This window comes from Micromonospora sp. H61 (assembly GCF_018070325.1).
Classification (GTDB): domain Bacteria; phylum Actinomycetota; class Actinomycetes; order Mycobacteriales; family Micromonosporaceae; genus Micromonospora; species Micromonospora salmantinae.
Genome location: NZ_JAGPXY010000003.1, coordinates 82,764 through 100,323 on the forward strand (window position 1 = coordinate 82,764; position 17,560 = coordinate 100,323).

Consider the following 17,560-nt stretch of genomic DNA (forward strand, 5'->3'; position numbering starts at 1 on the left):
AGGAATCCACCACTGTCCGACAGGCCACCTGGCATCACGAAGGAGTGATCGATGAACCAGCCGCTTGCCCGACATGAGCGGGGTGAGGCCATGTTCAAGCACGTCTTCGGCCGCGAACCCCGCCCAGGCTCCTACCCCGATTTCCTGCAGCTCACCATCGACCACTTGTTCGGTGAGATCTGGACCCGCCCGCACCTGAGCGTCGAGGAACGCGAATTGATCGCGCTGACCGCGGTCACCCTGGCCCGGACCGACTGGGAGTTGCGCGGCCACATCGGCGCCGCCCTGCACCTCGGGATGCCACCAGAGAAGATCATCGAGATCATCATCCAGCTCGCCTACTACGGGGGCTGGCCGGTAGCCAACAACGGGCTGCGGATCGCCCAAGAGGTATTCGCCGAGCTCGCCCCTGGCAAGGACACCGACCATGACCAGTGACCCTGCTTCCCTCGACGCCGCAGTCAAGGTCGATCTCTGGCGCCAGCGGTTCTTCGAGGCCCAGGCGGCCGCCGAAGAGTTCATTCTAGGCGTGCACGGCGATGAGGGTGTGTCCGCGTGGATCCAGGCGAACTCCCGCATCACCGCCGACCTCCTGCAGTCGCAGCGGCCCGCCGGAGAGTCTGCCACCGTCCACTTCATGAACCGGCTGCAGCGCCAACTGCTGCTCTACGACTCGGCAGTGACCAGCGAGCCCCAGCCTTCTGGCACCGTCCTGCGCAACGCCGAATGTGGGATCCTGCGGTACCGCAAACAGGCCGCCGCTGCCGGCGTCAAACTGACTTTCGCATCACCATGCCCGTACTGTCAGGAACTCAACACCGCCATCGCCGCCCGTTACGTCGAATCGGACGTCACAGTGTCGTGCGAACAGGCAGGCGACGGATGCACCTGGCGCGCGGAATCCCTTCACGCTTCAGGGGGGCGGCGCGGCCGAGTCACCTGACCGGGGCGGCATCTCAGATTAAAACGACAGCAGCGCCGCCGGTCGTCGGCTGTCGGCCGGCGGTTCGACATCGAATCTTGGAGAACCCGCTGCTCGGCTTCCCACGTTGGGAATCCGGTTTCTGCTCTGGAATGGAGACCGCCGATGAAGGCATCAGTGGTTGTGCCGACATTCAACTCGTCCGTGTTGCTGGACAGATGCCTTCGCACGTTTCGTGCACAAACTCTGACTGTCTCCGATTCCTTCGAAGTGCTCATCGTCGATGATGGATCAACCGACCTGACTGCGGAGACGGCGCAGCGTCACGTGACAGCGGACTCCCGGTTCCGCTACCTGCATCTGCCTCGTTCGGCAACGTCGTCCAGAAGTGCCGCAAGAAATCGTGGTGCAGAAGAGGCGACCGGCGACATCCTGATTTTCGTGGACGGCGATCAACTGGTTCCACCCACCTTCGTCGATTGGCATCTTCGTCACTACCGAGTCATTGGCGCCAAGAAGGCCGTCATCGGCTTCAGAAAGTACCTGCGGACTCCGGAAGCGTTCGACGATCGCTTTATGAGAGACGGCGGTGAGGAATTCCTTGGCGGCATAATCAAGAGCGACATCAGGCTGGACGTGCTGAGTCGCCTGAGTGATATCGGTGTCGGCGATCTGAAGACCTCGTGGCATCTGTTCTTCACCTGCAACGTCTCTGTTCCACGCGTCGACTACAAGCGCGTCGGTGGATTTAACGAGGGATTTCGAGGATGGGGCCTGGAGGATTCCGAGTTGGGGTACAGGCTGGGCCGCTCCGGCACCCAGCTCGTCTTCGACGAAGAAAGCTTCGCCTACCATCAAGGGCCACCGCTGAGCCCCAACATGTCTGTATATGAGGGCTGGCTGAAGAACTTGAGCCTATTCATCGCGCTGCACAAGGAAGTTCCCGAGGTGATCCTGCAGGCCATGCTTGCGCCAATCTTCAACCCTGCGGTCGGCGCCAACTGGATCGATCTTTACGAGCAGTTCGAACTTTGCGCAAGGTCGACCCCAGCGGCCTTTCCTGGTTCACGGGTTGAGGTTAAGGAAGGTGAATTTTCTGTTCCTGTCGCGTAGGCAGGGTTGGGGTACGGGTCCGGGGCGAATCCATCAACGTCTGCGCCTACATGTCCCTACGTCATTCAAGAGTGATGAAGTACAAGTTGGACCCACAGTCGTCGATGTTGCCGGCCCCGGTCAGCGCGTCGCGTGCAGGGCTCTGCCATGCGCCGATAGGGTTCACAGCCGCACGGGAGGCGCCTGGTGGTGACGATGCACGAAAGGTCTGTGTGGGCGGAACTTGTCCACGGCCACAGATCGCGCCTCGGCGGGCGAATGAGAATCTTGCACCTGGTGCCCAAAGCCGGCTCGTCGCTGGTCTCGTCCGCCGTGATGATCCAGATTGCCGCAGGGATCCTGCCGGTCGCGTTCATCCTCGCCACCTCGGCCGTGGTCGCCCGAGTGCCGGACGCAGTAGCCGGCGGGCTCGGCTCAGCGGCCTGGAGCGATCTTCGGACCAGATTGATTCTGGCGGCGGCCGCGTTCTTCGGAGTGCAGTTGCTGCTGCCGGTACAGGAACTGCTCGGCAACCTGATCCGCCGTCGCCTTGACGATCTCGTCCGTGACCGGTTGATGGCGGCCTCCCAGGCGAGCGGTGGCGTGGCCGTCATGGAGGATCCGGAGCTGCTCGATCACGTCGCTGACGCCACGGACCGGCTGCGGACCGAGATGTGGTCGCCGGGTGCCGCGGGTGCCGGTCAGATCGCGCTGATCTCGCGGTACCTGCAGACCGTGCTCGCCGCCGGGGTCACGTCGGTCGCCTTCGTGTGGTGGGCCGGGCCGGCTCTGCTCGTCGCGGCCCTGACGATCCGCTTCGGCTACCGGCTCGGCCTGTCGGTGTTCACCGAGGTCTTTCGGAGCACCGCCCGGCTGCGGCGCCGCGGCGAATATCTCCGAACCATGCTGCTCCAGCCCGCGGCGGCGAAGGAGTTGCGGGTCTTCGGCCTTCTACCTTGGTTGAAGCAGGAGTACACGACGGCCGCCATGGACGCCGTGCTCCCCGTCTGGCGGGCCCGGCGCCGGCTGTTCTACGGCCCCTACATACTCTACGTTCTTGTCGCCTTCGTACTGCTGGGCGTGCTGCTGACGGGAGCGGCTCAGGCAACGGCGGCCGGACTGCTCGGCTTGGGCGGGTTAATACTCGTGTTCCAGGCGTCCCTGGCCGCCATGAGGATCGGCGGGTTCATCGCCGAGTCCGATGTGGCGACCGAGCAGGGCCTCAATGCCTACCGGTCGGTGGAGCGGATCGAGAGGATGAGCGAGGCCGACGCCCGCACCACCGAGAGCGGCAGGGGCGATCCGGCTGGACTGCCCAGGACGGTGCTGCGATTCGACAAGGTGTCCTTCGCCTACCCGGGCGGGCCGCCGGTGCTGAACGGCCTCGACCTCACCATCGAGGCGGGCCGATCGCTGGCGATCGTCGGCCTCAACGGCGCAGGCAAGACAACCCTCGTGAAACTTCTGGCCCGGCTCTACGAACCGACGGCCGGGGCGATCACCGCTGACGGCGTCGACATTCGGACCTTCCCGGCAACGGCGTGGCAGCGCCGGGTTGCCGCGATCTTCCAGGACTTCACCCACTTCGAGTTGCCGGTGCGCGACAACATCGCTTTCGGCGCGATCGAGATGCTCGCGGAGCCGGAGCGTGCCGACAAGGTGGTCCGGGCTGCCCTGGAAAAGGCCGGCGCGGCGGATTTCGTCAACCATCTCCCCCGCGGCCTGGAGACTCCACTGTCGCGGCGATACGCCGGCGGCGCCGAACTGTCCGGCGGGCAGTGGCAGCGCATCGCCATCGCCCGTGCTCTCGTCGCCGTCGACGGTGGCGCCAGCATTCTCGTCCTCGACGAGCCGACCGCCAACCTGGACGTGCGGTCGGAGGTGGCGTTCTTCGAGCGATTCCTCGACCTGACCCAGGGCGTCACCAGCGTAGTCATCTCGCACCGGTTCTCCACGGTGCGTCGAGCCGACCGGATCGTCGTGCTGGAACACGGTCGCGTCGTCGAGGAGGGCACCCACGAAGAGCTGCTCGCCCTCGACGGTCGCTATGCGGAGCTGTTTCGGCTGCAGGCTGCGCGGTTCACCGAGGAGGAGGTCGAAGGCTGTGAATAGAATACTGCGCAGTGCCGGCGCGACGCTGGCCTCGGCGTGGCGACTCAGCCCGGGAAGGCTGATCACCGCCGCCCTGTTGATGATGCTCGGCGCCGTGAGTGGACCGCTGCTGGCGCTTTTTCTGGGTGTGGCGGTCGACGCGGCCCTCGACCGGCGGACCGATGTCGCGGTCTGGACGGCAGCGGCCGCCGCCGTGAGTGTCCTGCTCAGCCTGACGATGGAGCACTTCGCCCACATCTTCTTCTTCGAGCTCGGTGATCTGCACAGGCAGGACACCGAACGTCAGCTCGGCGACCTGGCGCACGGGCCGGTCGGGCTGGCGCTGCACGAACGGCGGGACGCCGCAGATCGCTTCGAGCTGCTCCGACAGCAGTCGTGGACGCTGGGTCAGAGCGTGCAGACCGTCCTGACGATCGGGGTGCTACTCACCCAGATCACGCTGACCGCCGTGCTCCTCGCCCGCATCGAGCCGTGGCTGCTCCTCCTGCCGATCTTCGGTGTCCCCCCGCTGATCGCCGGGCGGCTGGCCGAGAAGCGGCTGGGACGCGCCGAACTCGTGACCGCCGAGTCGACCCGCATGAGCTGGCACCTGTTCGATTTGGCCCTCAGCTCGATCGCCGCCAAGGAGATTCGGCTCTTCGGGCTCGGCGGAGAGCTCCGCCGCCGCCATGGGGTGGTCCGCCGCGAGGTGGACAGCCGCCTGCGCCGGGCTGAATTTGCCGGCGCGGCCCTGCGGTTCACCGGTCAGCTGATCTTCGCGCTCGGGTACATCGGCTCCATCGTCCTGGTCGTCCGCGCCGCTATCGGCGGCGAGCGCACCGTCGGCGACGTGGTCCTCGCCATCACGCTGGCCGTGCAAACCAACGCGCAGGCTGCCGGCGCTGTCGCGCTTGCCCAGGCGCTGCAACGCAACGCCCGCGCCTTCGGCTGGTTGAGCTGGATCCGCGATGCCACGCCGCCGGAACCCGGCCCGCCGGCTGACCAGACACCGCCCGCCGTCCTCACCGACGGCATCGAGTTGCGTGACGTCGCGTTCCGCTACCCGGGCACCGACACCGACGTGCTGCAGGGCCTCAGCCTGCGCATACCTTCCGGCACTATCGTCGCCATCGTCGGCGACAACGGTTCCGGCAAGTCCACCCTGGTCAAGCTGCTCTGCCAGTTCTACCGGCCGACCGCAGGCGAGATCACCATAGATGGCGTCGACCTGCGGCGGCTCAACCCGCTGGGATGGCGCCAGCGGATCTCCGCCAGCTTCCAGGACTACCTCCGGCTGGAGCTGCGGGCCAGAAGCAGCATCGGCCTCGGTGACCTGCCTCGACTCGACGAACCGGGGGCGGTGGAGCGGGCGATTCGGCGAGCAGACGCCGGGGAGGTGATCGACCGGCTGCCGATCGGCCTGGAGACCTATCTTGGCAAGTCCTACGACAACGGCGCTGAACTGTCGGGCGGGCAGTGGCAGCGCATCGCGTTGAGCCGGTCGATGATGCGCGACGATCCGCTGCTGCTGTTGCTCGACGAGCCCGCCGCCGCCTTGGACCCGCTGACCGAACACGCCTTGTTCGACAGGTACTCCGACGCGGCGCGTGACGTGGGAATCCGTACCGGCGGCGTCACCGTCTTCGTGTCACACCGGCTCTCGACCGTCCGGATGGCGGACTTGATCCTGGTCGTGTCGGACGGGCGGATCGCAGAGTCCGGCAGCCACAACGAACTTCTGGCGCTCAACGGGATGTACGCGGAGTTCTTCAGCCTGCAGGCGGCCGCATACCGCTGATCACCACGGCTTCGCAGATGTCGCCGTACACGGAGAGTGGTCGCACTCTGTCGGGAGGCGAACGCCGCGACGCTCACCCGCAGTGACCCGTCCATGGTGCGGCTGGTCGGCACGTTGGAGGACCGGGTGCGCCGCGACGTGCCGCACTGTGCCTTGTCAGCGCTGGGCATCCGGGTGGTTGTCGCGACGGGTGGTGCCTGGTCGGGCTTGCCGGGTCGTCCCGCAAGCCTGCCCAGGTCACCGGAGCCAGCGGATGCGTTCTTCGACTCCGCGCAGCGCTCGCCGCCATACGGTGCAGGCCTTGCTCCCGACAGGGACACCAGTTGGCGACGTGCGCCCCGCCCGGCCGCAGCGTCGCGCCGGCACGTTGGTGTGGCGGCGGGTGTCGGGTCGAACGGGGTGGACCCGGCCGGCCGGGTCCACCCCACGTGTCATGTGCCGGCGGGCCGGCGGCCGGCCCGCCGCTCCACTACTCGGACTTGCCGAACGCGTCGACGTCGGTCAACTCGGCCGACAGGGCCCAAAGCCGCTCGGCCGCCTCGCGGTCGGCGGGGCCATCGAAGGTCTTGACCACCGCGCACGCCTGGCAGTAGCCGCCGCCCGCATCCGCCAGTCGCGGTGCCGTCGCGGCCCAGACCTGGGTCGCGGCGCCCTGCTCGGGTGCCCGGAACTCGGGCAGCAGTGGGGCGCCGTTCTCGTCGATCCAGCCGGCACCGACCATCTCCTCCTTGGAGAGGTGCCGCTGCAACGGGGTGAGGATGTAGCCGGGGTTCACCGAGAAGGCCCGCACCCCGGCTGCCCGGCCCAGCCTGTCGAGTTCGGCGGCGAAGAGGATGTTGGCCGACTTCGACTGGCTGTATGCCGCCCACTTGTCGTAGCCGTTCTCGAAGTGCACGTCGTCCCAGTTGATGCGCGGGGTCTCCCCGGCGCCCGAGGCGACGACGACGACGCGCGCGCCGCCTGCCGCGGTCAGCGCCGGCCAGAGCCGGTTGACCAGGGCGTAGTGCCCCAGGTGGTTGGTCGCGAACTGGGCCTCCCAGCCCTCGCCCACCCGGGTCAGCGGGGCAGCCATGATGCCCGCGTTGTTGATCAGGATGTCGATGGGGCGGCCCGCGTCGAGGACGCGGTCGGCGAAGCGCTGGACGCTGCCGAGGTCGGCGAGGTCGAGTTCGTCGACCTCCACGCCGGCGATCCCTGCGACCGCCTCCCGCGCGACGTCCGTGCGGCGGGCCGGAACGAGGACCCGGGCGCCGGCGGCCGCGAGGGCGCGGGTGGTCGCCAGGCCCAGGCCGGAGTATCCGCCGGTGACGATGGCGAACCTACCGGAGAGGTCGATGCCGGCGAGTACCTCGGTCGCTGTGCTGTCGATCCCGAAACCCAGGTCGTCAGGCTGATCAGAAAGGGTCATGTTCAACTTTCCGGTCGGGCACCGCTACTGCTGGCGCGTGGGTCAGGCGGGGTTTTCGACGCGGTAGAGCCGCTGCGTCATGCGTGGGAACAGCAGTCCTTGCAGAATGCCGATGCCGGCCGCCACCGCCGAGGTGAGCGTCACCAATAGGTGAAGCACCGTGAATTGTAGTCCAAAAAGGATCCCGTGGTGACGATAGGCGTAGCCGTAGGTGCGCTTGTCGAGCCCGATGCTGATCCCGGTCAGCACCGCGGCGGCGAGGAGAGCCCACGGGCCGAGGACCACCGACGAGACCAGCGCGATCACCGCGGCGAGAAGGAAGGCACTGCCCAGTGCCCGATATCCGGTGCCGGCACCCCCCGGAAGCTTGTTCAGCCGCAGCCAGTTCGGCGCGCCGAGCCGGGTGCGGTTGAACACCTTGGTCAGCATCACCCGCAGCGTGCCGTCGTGGTCGTGCCGTCCCCGGATGGTGGGTACGGCCTTGACCTCGTACCGGGCGTTGAGCCGGAAGCCGTAGTCCTGCTCCTCGGTCCACCGGAGTCGGTCGTTGAACTCGCCGATCTCCAGGAACGTCTCCTTCTTTATCGCGAACAGAGCCGAGTGCAGACCCGGGATGGCGCCCTCGACCTCGCAGAACCAGACGTACTGCTGGATGGCGCGGTAGCGCTTGACCAGGCTGTCGGGAAACATCGGCTCGGCCCGGTACATGCCGCAGATCGCGCCGAGTCGCGGCTCCTCCCGCAGGTGGTCCACCGCCCGCTCGACCGCGTCGGGATCGAGCGCGACGTCCGAGTCGACAAAGAACAGCACCTCACCCTTGGCGTGCCGGGCGCCCAGGTTCCGCGCCGTGGAGACCCCACTGTTGACCGGCACCTGCGACACCGTGACGTCGAGCGCCCGCGCGATCGCCACCGAGTCGTCTGTGCTTGCGTCGTCGGCCACGATCACCTCGACGGCCGGGTACGTCTGGTTCTTCGCCGCTCTGATGCACTCGCCGATGGTGCTGGCGTAGTTGTAGTTCGGAATGATCACGGAGACGAGTGGCTGCTCGTTCATCGGGCTCCAACCTTTCTTTCTTCTCATCGGTGTTGCCGTGCCGCAGTGCGCCCGCGAAGGGTGGTGAAGAGAACCTCGTACGCGTCCAGCGACGCCGCCATCGAGAAACGCGCCCGTGCCGCCCGGGCCTTCTGCTCCTTCCAATGCCGCGGCACCGCCGCCAGTTCGGAGATGGCCCGTTCCAGCGCTTGTGGATCCCGAGGCGGGACCACTCGGCCGAATCCGGTCGCGGCCACGGGGTAACGGTTGCCGGGAAGATCGGTCGTCACCGACGGGATGCCGCTCATCATCGCCTCGGCCAGTACGGTGCCGAACGAACTGGCGACCGCCGGCAGCGCGAACACGTCGACCGAGGCGTAGAAATCGTTGACCTCCCGGCCGCGCAGCTCGCCGAGGATCCGTACCCGGCTGTCCCGGTCGATCTCGGACTGCACCGCCGTGAGATCGCCACCGGTCACCTCGTGGTAGTTGCCCGCGATCAACAGCCGGGCGTCGGGGTCGGCGATCCGCTGGAACGCCCGGACCAGATAGCCGATCCCTTTGTCCGCCACGATCCGGCCCAGGAAGCCGACGTGCAGGCGGCCGGTCTCGCGGTATCGGGGCTCACCGCCCCGCCGGTCCAGGCACGGCGGCGCGATCGGGGTGAAGTTGCGGTTGCGGATGACCGGCCAGAATCGCGAGGCGTGTGCCTGGTCGTGGCTGCTGGCCACCACGGCGGCGGAGCGGCGGATGGCCGCTCGGGAGGCGACGTCCGAGGCGCGTGCGAGGGCCCGGCCCGACCAGCCCGCCGGCTGGTGCGGGTCGCTGTGCAGCATGCTCACCACCGGTACGCGGCGGGCCAGTGGCATCAGCAGGGCCGCCTCCGGCATCGGCAGGTTGAGGTGCAGCAGCGACGAGCTGCGTGCCAGCTGGCCGGCCAGGATCGGGTAGCGAGGGGCGAAGATCGCCTGCCTCGCCCGCATCAGCACCGGGGAGCGGTAGATGTCCACCCCGCCGACAGTGTCCCGCAGCGGCAGTTCGGGATCGTGCTGGGCGGTGACGACGGCGACCCGCCAACCCCGATTGGCCATTCCCTCGGCGATGCTGCGTGCGGTCTGCGTGAATCCACTGACGTACGGCTCGTAGTGGGTGGCCGCTAGCGTCAGATCGTATTTCCTGTCCGGCATGGGTACCGCATTCTCTGAGGTATCGCTACGGCCGATTACCTAATCCCTGAGCACATTAGTGGTTCGCCTGTGACCAGCTTCTTGGCGATTTCTTGGGGGCCGGTGAGTCGGCATTCGTGGGCTCCGGACCCGTCGCCGCCACCGCGGGCAGGGCGGGAGCTGCCGCGGCCGGGTGCCGCCGGATGACCGCCGCGGTCACCAGCAGGCCGACCCCGGCGGTGGCGAGTTCGCTCAGCGTCACCACGACCCGGCTGATCAGCGCCACCACCCCGGCCACCGGAATCGGCAGGATGACACTGAGCGCGGCCGTCACCACCACCTCTCGGACGCCGATGCCGTCAGGGGCGAAGACGGCGATCACCCCGGCGACCGCGCCGAGGCCGAACGCGCCCAGGCAGAGCGGCAGCGCACGCAGCGGCGGCGCCCCCATCGCCACGGCGAGGACCCACAGGTGGGCGCCCCCGATCACCCACGCCAGCAGTTGGGCGACGACCGCCTGCCGGATGCCGGTGCCGCAGATCGCCGTCGGCGGCTCCGGGCGGCGGCGCAGCCGGCCGAGCAGGGACGCCGCCCCGCCCACCAGACCGGGGCGGATCAGGACCGCGGCCACCGGCAGGACGGCCAGCAGGAGCCAGCCGGACGACGCGCCGAAGACCTCCGGCCCGGCGGCCAGCCCCACGGTGGCGCCGGTCAGCAGGCTCACCACCAGGGCCAGCAGCCAGGCCGCGCTCATCCGGCCCGCCGGTACGCCGATGGCCCTGCCCATCTCGACGCTGACCAGGAAACCCATCACCTTGCCGGGCACGTACTTGACAAGCTGTCCGAAGTAGAAGATCCGGGCCGCGTCCACGGCGGAGACCCGCTCGCCGACGCCGGCGAGCATGGCCCGCCAGGAGACCATCGTGGCGACCAGACCGGCGGCATTGGCCAGGACGGCCAGCGCCGCCATCGTCACGACGAAGCCGGGCCGCTGCCCGCGTAGCGTGCCCGCGACCGTGGACCAGTCCTGACCGCGCAGCGCGAGCACGATGAAGACCACGGTCACCGCCAGCAACAAGCCGATGAGCACCCGCCGGGCCGCCGAACGCCAACGCTTCCGGGGCACGGCGGTCACTGTCACGTTGATTCCGGGGAAGGCCTGCGGTGCGTCCAGTTCTTTTGTTGACAAGCGACACCTTCTCCGATCGTGGAAAGGAATCGAGCTGGTGGCTCACGCTAACCGCGAACCGCTTGCTTCTTCCTTGTCCGACGGTTCGCCGGTCATTTCTCCCTCGGGCCCGGCAAAGCGTTCCCGGGCGTACAGCCGCAGCAGTTCACCCATTCGGTAACTGCCCGGCGTCGAGGTCTCCAACAGCTGCGCGTCGACCAGACGCTCCAGGATGCGTTCGGCGTGTGCCTCCGAGCGGGCGAGCACCTGAGCGGCGGTCGACCGGCTGAGCTCCGTCATAGGCGACGTGCCCAGCAGCTTGAATGCCTCGGCGATGGCGCGCTCGGAGCGGTCCGAGCTGCCGGAGAGACGGTCGTAGGAGCCGGCCATGCTGGTCCGCAGGCCGACCCCGTCGAACTCGAGATTGTCCAGCCGGCGGCGCTCGTCGGCGAGCCGGTCGCGCAGCTCGGCGAGCGGCCATCCGGGGCGGGCCACGAGGCGGGCACCGACGATACGTAGCGCCAGCGGCAGGCACTCGCACCACTCGGCGATCGCGGTCGCGGCCTCGGGCTCCGCCGCCACCCGTTCCGCCCCGACCCAGTGGCTCAGCAGCGCGATGGCGTCCGGGACGGTGAGCGGTCCGACGCGTAGCTGGCGCACGTCGCTGAGCCCCGCCAGCGGCTGTCGGCTGGTCACCAGCGTCCCGCAACCGGCGCCGCTGGGCAGCAGCGGGCGCACCTGGGCGGCGTCGACGGCGTTGTCGAGCACCAGTAACAGCCGCCGCCCGGCGACGACAGAGCGGAACAGGGCCGCGGCCTCGTCGACCTGCTCCTGGTCGTAGCTCATGCTGACCCCGAGGGTGCGCAGCAGCCGGGCGAGCGCGTCGACCGGCGTCAGTGGCTTCGCGTCCACGCTGGTGCCGCGCAGCGCGATGTACAACTGGCCGTCCGGGTACCGGCCGCTGAGCTTGTGCGCGGCGTGGATTGCCAGGGTGGACTTCCCCACCCCGGCGGTCCCGTAGATCGACACCACCGGGGCCGAGTCCCCCGTGCTGGCGAGGTTCAGCCAGTTCAGGATCGGCGCGAGGTCGTCGTGCCGGCCGGAGAATCGGGCGATGTCGGCGGGTAGCTGCCGCGGCACGTGCCGGATCGGCGTGGCGACCGGGCCGACGTTGCCCGGGTACGGCTCGTCGAGTTCGCCGCGGAGGATGGCGACGTGAAGGTTGCGCAGCTCGGGGCCGGGCTCGGCGCCGAACTGCTCGACGACCTGCGCGCGGGTGTCGACGTAGTACTGCAACGCCTCGGGGGTACGTCCCATCGCGCAGAGCGCCCGCATCTGCAGCGACACGAGCGGTTCGGCGAGCGGATACGAGCCGAGGATCCGGGCCAGCCGCTCGGCGACCGCCTCCGGGCTGCCGAGCCGTAGCTCCTCGGTGCCCCAGGCGCCGGCCAAGCTGATCAATTGCGATGCCACGCTGCGCCTGACCCGGTTGGCCCAGTCGCTGGCCAGGGTGGTGAGTGGATCCCCCCGCCACAGGTCCATCGCCTCGCGCAGCGCGGCGATCCGCTCTTCGTCGCTGATCCGAGTCGCCGCGCGGCCGGTGTCGATGAGGCTGTTCAACCGGTGCAGGTCCACCTGTTGGCGCTCGACGTTCAGCACGTAGCCGTCCCCGTGGCGACTCAGGCCGATGGGTTTGCCGGAGCCGTCGTCCACCTGCGCCAGGGCCCGGCGGAGCCGGGCGACGTGGGCGTAGAGGGCGCTGCGGGGCGCCTCGGGCGCCGCCGGCCCCCACACCCGTTCGGTCAGGGTGTCGATCGACACGGGTGTGCCGGCGTCCACGGCAAGGGCCGCCAGGACCGCACGACGCTGACGTGGACCCACGTCCAGCGGGCCCCCCGCTGACTCCACCTCGATGGGTCCCAGTAGTCGGATCCTCACATGCTCTCCCCGGTCATCACGTCTGACGACGGCCGGCGTACTAATGGACGCCGGCCGGTGTCCGGTACCTCTGTCGGAAGCGCGCGTCGAGTACGTAGCGCAGGCCACCACTCAACGCGCCCGCGGAAATCGCGAGACTGTACAGAAAACTGAGTAGCGCGCTCGGCGGCACCATCCGCCAGCCCGCGGTGCGTCGGACGTAGTTCAACAGGGGGAGGTCGACGCCGATGAACCACGTCAGGAAGGCGACCGGAACGGCTGCCAGGTAGGGGGAGAGCAGCGCCAGGGGGAGGCTGATGGTGGCCAGGAAGGCGGCCGCGACCTCGGCGGGCCGGTGGGTGGCCTCTCGCTCGGGCTTCAGCTCGCGTTGCTTCAGGACGAGGGGAACCAGTGAGCCGGCCCGCCGGTACAGCTTCCGCAGGATCGAGGACAGCTGGTCGTCGTCGTCGTGGTACCCGACCACGGACAGGGTGCGGATGACCGGGTGGTGCTCCGCGATCCGGAGGCTGAACTCGTGGTCCTCGTTGGCGTACTGGCCGAGCAGCCGCTCGTCGAACGCCCCGATCTCGTCGATGACCCAGCGGGGCACGGCGCCGCTGGCGAAGTGGCCGGTCCGGGCCGGCCCGAGCTTGCGGGTGGCGCGGTAGTGGCCGTAGAGCACCTGCACCCACTCCACCACGCCGTCGTCGATCAGGGGGCGGTCGCCGTAGACGCCCCAGACGGCTCCGTAGGACGGGTTCTCCTCGAAGATCTTCACGGCGTTGGCGACCGCGTCGGGGGCAAGGGCGACATCGGAGTCGAGGAAGAAGAGGATGTCGCCGCTACTCGCGGCGATGCCGCGGTTGCGGGCGGGGCCGGCGCCGACGTTGTCGGTCAGTTCGATGAGTGTGCAACCGAGTTTTCCGACGATCTCCGGCGTCTCGTCGGTGCTGGCGTCGTCGACGACGATGACCTCGACCGACGGGTGGGTCTGGTGCAATGCCGAGAGCACGCTCAGGGCGATGGTCTTTCGGCCGTTGTGGCAGGGGATTACCACTGACACCAGTGGCGTCTTGGCGGGCTTCATTGATGCTCCTCGGGCAGGAATTCGGCTGCGCTGGGAGGTGGACGATCGCACCTACTCGCCGGTTTCTCGTCGTCGAGAAGACCCGTCGACCACCTTAGTGCCTGATCGACACCGGTAGACAGCTATCGATTGATTTCATGCTCGTTAAATGCTCGGGTTGTCCCGCCACCGCATGTTTCGCGCGGATGTGACGCTCATCTCGGTCAGGGTGCCGAGATGACGAACTGCTGGGCCTTGTGGTCGGACAGGCCCTTGGGGAGGGTCAGGTCGTAACTGTGCACCTTGATGTCCGGAGTGGTGAAGAGCCAATCGATACGCCACATTAGTGGCTTGTCGCCCACCGGCCAGGTAGCCGGATAGAGAGACGAGAGTGCCCTGCTCTGGTCGACCAGCCGGTCGGAGACCATGTCGAGGAGATTCATCGACGGTGAGGTGTTGAGGTCGCCGGCCATCACCGCCCGGTTCGGGTTCTTCTCCAGGTCGGCGGCGATGGCCTGGTAGCTGGCCTGCCGGATCTCGAAGTTGAACCGATCGATCTCGAACATGTTCCGGTCGTCGTCGCTACGCAACAACAGGATCCGGACCGGCGGCTGGAAGATGTGCGAGTTGTAGAACGACACGACCTGGCCGTTGACCCGGATGTCGGTACGCAGCGCCTGTGACGTGTAGAACAGCGGTCGGTCGACGAGGGCCGGCGGCACCGGCTTCAGATCGTCCGGCAGGTACGGCTGGGAGTCGAGCCACGCGTGCCCGACCACCGGCAGCCGGGTGAGCGTGACGTTGCGCCCCTCGCGGACGATCGTGTAGCCGGGGAACGCGGCCGTCAACTGCGCCGTCTGGTCGATCTCGTACGCCTGCGCGAAGATGTCGACCAGCGAGTCGTCGACGTTGGCGTACTCGTGCAGCATGTAGACGTCGGCGTCCATCTCCCGCAGGAAGTCGTAGAACTGCCCCGTGGTGGTGCGCTGCTCCCCGCCGTTGCGCCGGTCCTGGTCCCAGTACTCGGTGTTCCAGGTCACCACTTTGACGGCGTCGGCGGGCGCCGGCGGCGGGGTGTAGAGCACCGTCGCGAAGTTGATCCCGCTGTAGCCGAGACCGAGCACCAGTGCGAGCAGTGCCGCCCCGACCAGCCGCCCGCGTATCGGCCGCGCCAGCCAGGCGACGGGCAGCAGCAACACCGGGACCGCCGCCCAGGCGATCGGCGGGAGCAGGTCCACCGGTCCCCATACGTAAGTCCGGGCACTGAGCAGGTGGTGCAGCACGACGAGGACCAGCCAACCCACGCAGGCCACGGCCGCGAGACGCACCCCCCAGCGGGCCCTCCGGGACCGGGCAGAAGGATCCGGCGACAACTCCGGATCCTTTTCGTCCATTATTGCGGTCGTTCTCGCCGCCGCTTCCGTCATGGCAACTCCTTTACGTGGCTCCGGTTCCCGCCGAGGTCGGTGCCGGCCGGGAAAAAGGTATCGATCGACACCTTGCTCGAAGCTTGTTCCCGACACCAAGGAGGGGGCAATCGTCGCTCACTAGCGTCACGAGCGCCAATACCGGATTCACCACCGAGGAAGGAGCCGCCGAATGGATCAGGCGCAGCATTTCGACGCTCGCCCGGAGTTGGCGTCGGCGGGCGGGGCGGGGCTGGTCGGTCCGACATGCGACTTGCCCGGCATTTGGCGGGCCGGCCCGACTGGTCGGTAACTGTGGCCGGTGGACGGTCAGTCGGTATATATCCGATAACGGCGAATGCCGGAAACGTGGCCGCCTTGCAGTCGTGACACTGCCGTCGAGAGCGCGGCATCTTTTCGAAACGGGAGGTGGAAGTGCACGTTGTGGTGACCGGAGCCGCCGGCATGTTGGGCACCGCGCTGTTGGCGCGCCCCTGGCCGGGAGTGACATGGACCGGAGTGGACATCCGTCCACTCGCGCCTCGGGTGCGAGAGCGGGCGACCTTCGTCCGCGCCGACGTCCGGGACGTCGAAGCGATGACCCGCGCCTTCCGCTCCGCCGACGTGGTCATCCATTCCGCCGCCGCGTTGCCCAGCCACCGGGCGGCGGAGATCCGATCGGTGGACGTGGACGGCACCGGTTCGGCGCTGGCCGCGGCGCGGCGGGCCGGTGTGGACCGGTTCGTGCACATCTCGTCCACCGCCGTCTACGGACTGCCCCGGGACTGCCCCACGCCGGAGGACTACCCGTGTGAACCGGTGGACCCCTACTCGGCCGCGAAGCTCGGCGCCGAGACCGCCGTGCTCCGGCAACGCTCACGGGGCCTCTGCGCCCCGATCCTGCGGCCCAAGACCTTCCTCGGCGAGGAGCGGCTCGGTCTCTTCGCCATGCTCTTCGAGTGGGCCGAGGAGGGCCGGCACTTCCCGCTGATCGGCGGCGGCGAGGTCGCCACCCAGATGCTCGACGTCGAGGACCTCTGCGCGGCGATTCAGCTGATCTGCGAGGCGCCCGACGACAGGGCCAACGACACGTTCAACATCGGCGCGCGCGAGTTCCGCACGCTACGGGAGGACTTCCAGGCGGTCCTGGACGCCGCCGGCCACGGCAGGCGGGTCCTGGCCATGCCGGTGGGGCCCGCCGTCGCCGCGCTGCGCGTGCTCGCCGCGACGCGCCTCTCTCCGGTCTACAAACGACTCGTACACAAGCTCACCCGAGACTCGTACGTCTCGATCGACCGGGCGACCCAGCGGCTCGGGTTCAATCCGCGGTTCAGCAACGAACAGGCGTTGTTGAAGACGTACTCGTGGTGGCGGGCGAACGCCGCCGGGGCGCGACGCAGCGCCGGACGTACCCACCGCGACCCCTGGAAGCAGGGCGCCCTTCGCCTGGCGAAGGCGCTGTTCTGACACTCCACGGAGCAAGGAGAGGTCCGCCATGAATCACGCCCTGGAAGTCCCGAACCCCACCTCGTCGGACCTGCCCCTGGTCTCCGTCGACCCGGCCGTCGCCGTGCAGGCGCTGAAACCGCTGGCCCGCGTCACCGGACTGTTCGTCCTGCTGCGGTCCCGTCAGTGGGTCAAGGGCGGCCTGGTGCTGGCGGCGCCGCTGGTGGCGGCCCCCGGCGCCGCGGTGACCCATATCGTGCCGCTGCTCGGCACGCTGCTGAGCTTCCTGGCCGCCGCCTCGGCCGTGTACGTCTTCAACGACCTGAGAGACCGGGAGCGCGACCGGCTACACCCGGTCAAACGAAACCGTCCGCTGGCGAGTGGGCGGGTGAGTACGACCGCCGCGGTCATCCTCCTCGTCGGCCTGCTCGCCGGCACCGCCGCCCTGGCCACCCTGCTACCCGCCCTGACCGGCGTCGTCGTCGCCGGCTATCTCGCCCTCAACCTCTGGTACTGCCTGGCGCTCAAGCACCAGCCCCTGGTCGACGTGTCGGTCGTCTCCATCGGCTTCGTCCTGCGGGTGCTGGCCGGCACCGTCGCCGTCGGCGCGGCCGTTCATCCGGCGCTGCTGATCGGGGTCTACTGCGCGTGCCTCGCGCTCTCCCTCGGCAAGCGACGCCACGAACTCGCCGCCCTGTCGGCCGCGGGCGGCGAGGCCGGCGATCACCGGCCGGCGCTGCGCGCGTACTCGGTCCACTTCCTGGACCAGGTCGTGGTGGTGAACCTGGTGGCGGCGCTGATCGGCTACGTCGGCTTCGTCTGGACCCAGACACCGCCGTACGGGCCGGTCACCGCGGGGCTGACCTTTCCGTTCGCCGCGTTCGCGGTACACCGCTACCTGCAGATGATCACCATGGGTGGATCCGGTGGTGATCCGGTCGAGGACCTCGTCCGGGACCGCGCGATGCTGGTCAATCTCGGCCTCTGGGCCGCGGTGCTGGCGCAGGCGATGGTGGCCAGCGCCTGGCCCGTCTGGTAACCGATC

At 68.5% G+C, this 17,560-nt stretch carries 14 protein-coding genes; 7 read left to right on the forward strand and 7 right to left on the reverse strand.

Annotation, left to right across the window (positions count from 1 at the left end; genetic code table 11):
* Window positions 1-51 precede the first annotated feature (51 nt).
* The 5 genes from KBX08_RS03165 to KBX08_RS03185 all read left to right on the forward strand — a co-directional run bounded on the left by KBX08_RS03165 (window position 52) and on the right by KBX08_RS03185 (window position 5,903).
* Window positions 52-438, forward strand: a complete 387-nt coding sequence (locus KBX08_RS03165) for a carboxymuconolactone decarboxylase family protein (protein WP_210780994.1) — start codon at window positions 52-54, stop codon at window positions 436-438.
* The gene (locus tag KBX08_RS03170; RefSeq protein ID WP_238691201.1) at window positions 428-943 is read left to right on the forward strand and encodes a hypothetical protein; all 516 of its coding nucleotides are present in this window, start codon (window positions 428-430) and stop codon (window positions 941-943) included. The genes KBX08_RS03165 and KBX08_RS03170 overlap by 11 nt, the downstream gene beginning before the upstream one ends.
* A 144-nt stretch (window positions 944-1,087) precedes the next feature.
* On the forward strand, window positions 1,088-2,035 hold the full coding sequence (locus KBX08_RS03175; protein WP_210780995.1) for a glycosyltransferase: 948 nt from the start codon (window positions 1,088-1,090) through the stop codon (window positions 2,033-2,035).
* 195 nt (window positions 2,036-2,230) lie between these two features.
* A complete protein-coding gene (locus KBX08_RS03180) occupies window positions 2,231-4,126 on the forward strand; it encodes an ABC transporter ATP-binding protein (protein WP_247668810.1) in 1,896 nt (631 codons plus the stop codon).
* Window positions 4,062-5,903 carry an ABC transporter ATP-binding protein gene (locus KBX08_RS03185; protein WP_210780997.1) on the forward strand — a complete coding sequence of 614 codons (1,842 nt, stop codon included), beginning with the start codon at window positions 4,062-4,064 and terminating at the stop codon, window positions 5,901-5,903. Before KBX08_RS03180 ends, KBX08_RS03185 begins: the two co-directional genes overlap by 65 nt.
* A 469-nt stretch (window positions 5,904-6,372) precedes the next feature.
* Here KBX08_RS03185 and KBX08_RS03190 read toward each other — a convergent pair whose 3' ends face one another.
* From KBX08_RS03190 to KBX08_RS03220, 7 genes are all read right to left on the reverse strand, one after another.
* Window positions 6,373-7,311, reverse strand: a complete 939-nt coding sequence (locus tag KBX08_RS03190; protein WP_210780998.1) for an oxidoreductase — start codon at window positions 7,309-7,311, stop codon at window positions 6,373-6,375.
* 42 nt (window positions 7,312-7,353) lie between these two features.
* Complete coding sequence (locus KBX08_RS03195; RefSeq protein WP_210780999.1) at window positions 7,354-8,367, reverse strand: glycosyltransferase family 2 protein; 1,014 nt, start codon at window positions 8,365-8,367, stop codon at window positions 7,354-7,356.
* Window positions 8,368-8,390: 23 nt separating this feature from the next.
* A complete protein-coding gene (locus tag KBX08_RS03200; protein ID WP_210781000.1) occupies window positions 8,391-9,533 on the reverse strand; it encodes a glycosyltransferase family 4 protein in 1,143 nt (380 codons plus the stop codon).
* A gap of 55 nt (window positions 9,534-9,588) precedes the next feature.
* Window positions 9,589-10,701, reverse strand: coding sequence for a lysylphosphatidylglycerol synthase domain-containing protein (locus tag KBX08_RS03205; RefSeq protein ID WP_210781001.1), 1,113 nt, complete (start codon window positions 10,699-10,701; stop codon window positions 9,589-9,591).
* Window positions 10,702-10,743: 42 nt separating this feature from the next.
* A complete protein-coding gene (locus KBX08_RS03210) occupies window positions 10,744-12,561 on the reverse strand; it encodes a BTAD domain-containing putative transcriptional regulator (RefSeq protein WP_210781002.1) in 1,818 nt (605 codons plus the stop codon).
* A 97-nt stretch (window positions 12,562-12,658) separates the two neighbouring features.
* Window positions 12,659-13,684 carry a glycosyltransferase family 2 protein gene (locus KBX08_RS03215; protein WP_210781003.1) on the reverse strand — a complete coding sequence of 342 codons (1,026 nt, stop codon included), beginning with the start codon at window positions 13,682-13,684 and terminating at the stop codon, window positions 12,659-12,661.
* A 203-nt stretch (window positions 13,685-13,887) separates the two neighbouring features.
* Window positions 13,888-14,991, reverse strand: a complete 1,104-nt coding sequence (locus KBX08_RS03220) for an endonuclease/exonuclease/phosphatase family protein (protein ID WP_210781004.1) — start codon at window positions 14,989-14,991, stop codon at window positions 13,888-13,890.
* A 513-nt stretch (window positions 14,992-15,504) separates the two neighbouring features.
* Here KBX08_RS03220 and KBX08_RS03225 point away from each other — a divergent pair.
* The gene (locus tag KBX08_RS03225; protein ID WP_210781124.1) at window positions 15,505-16,536 is read left to right on the forward strand and encodes an NAD-dependent epimerase/dehydratase family protein; all 1,032 of its coding nucleotides are present in this window, start codon (window positions 15,505-15,507) and stop codon (window positions 16,534-16,536) included.
* A 28-nt stretch (window positions 16,537-16,564) separates the two neighbouring features.
* The gene (locus KBX08_RS03230) at window positions 16,565-17,554 is read left to right on the forward strand and encodes a UbiA prenyltransferase family protein (protein WP_210781005.1); all 990 of its coding nucleotides are present in this window, start codon (window positions 16,565-16,567) and stop codon (window positions 17,552-17,554) included.
* Window positions 17,555-17,560: the final 6 nt, after the last annotated feature.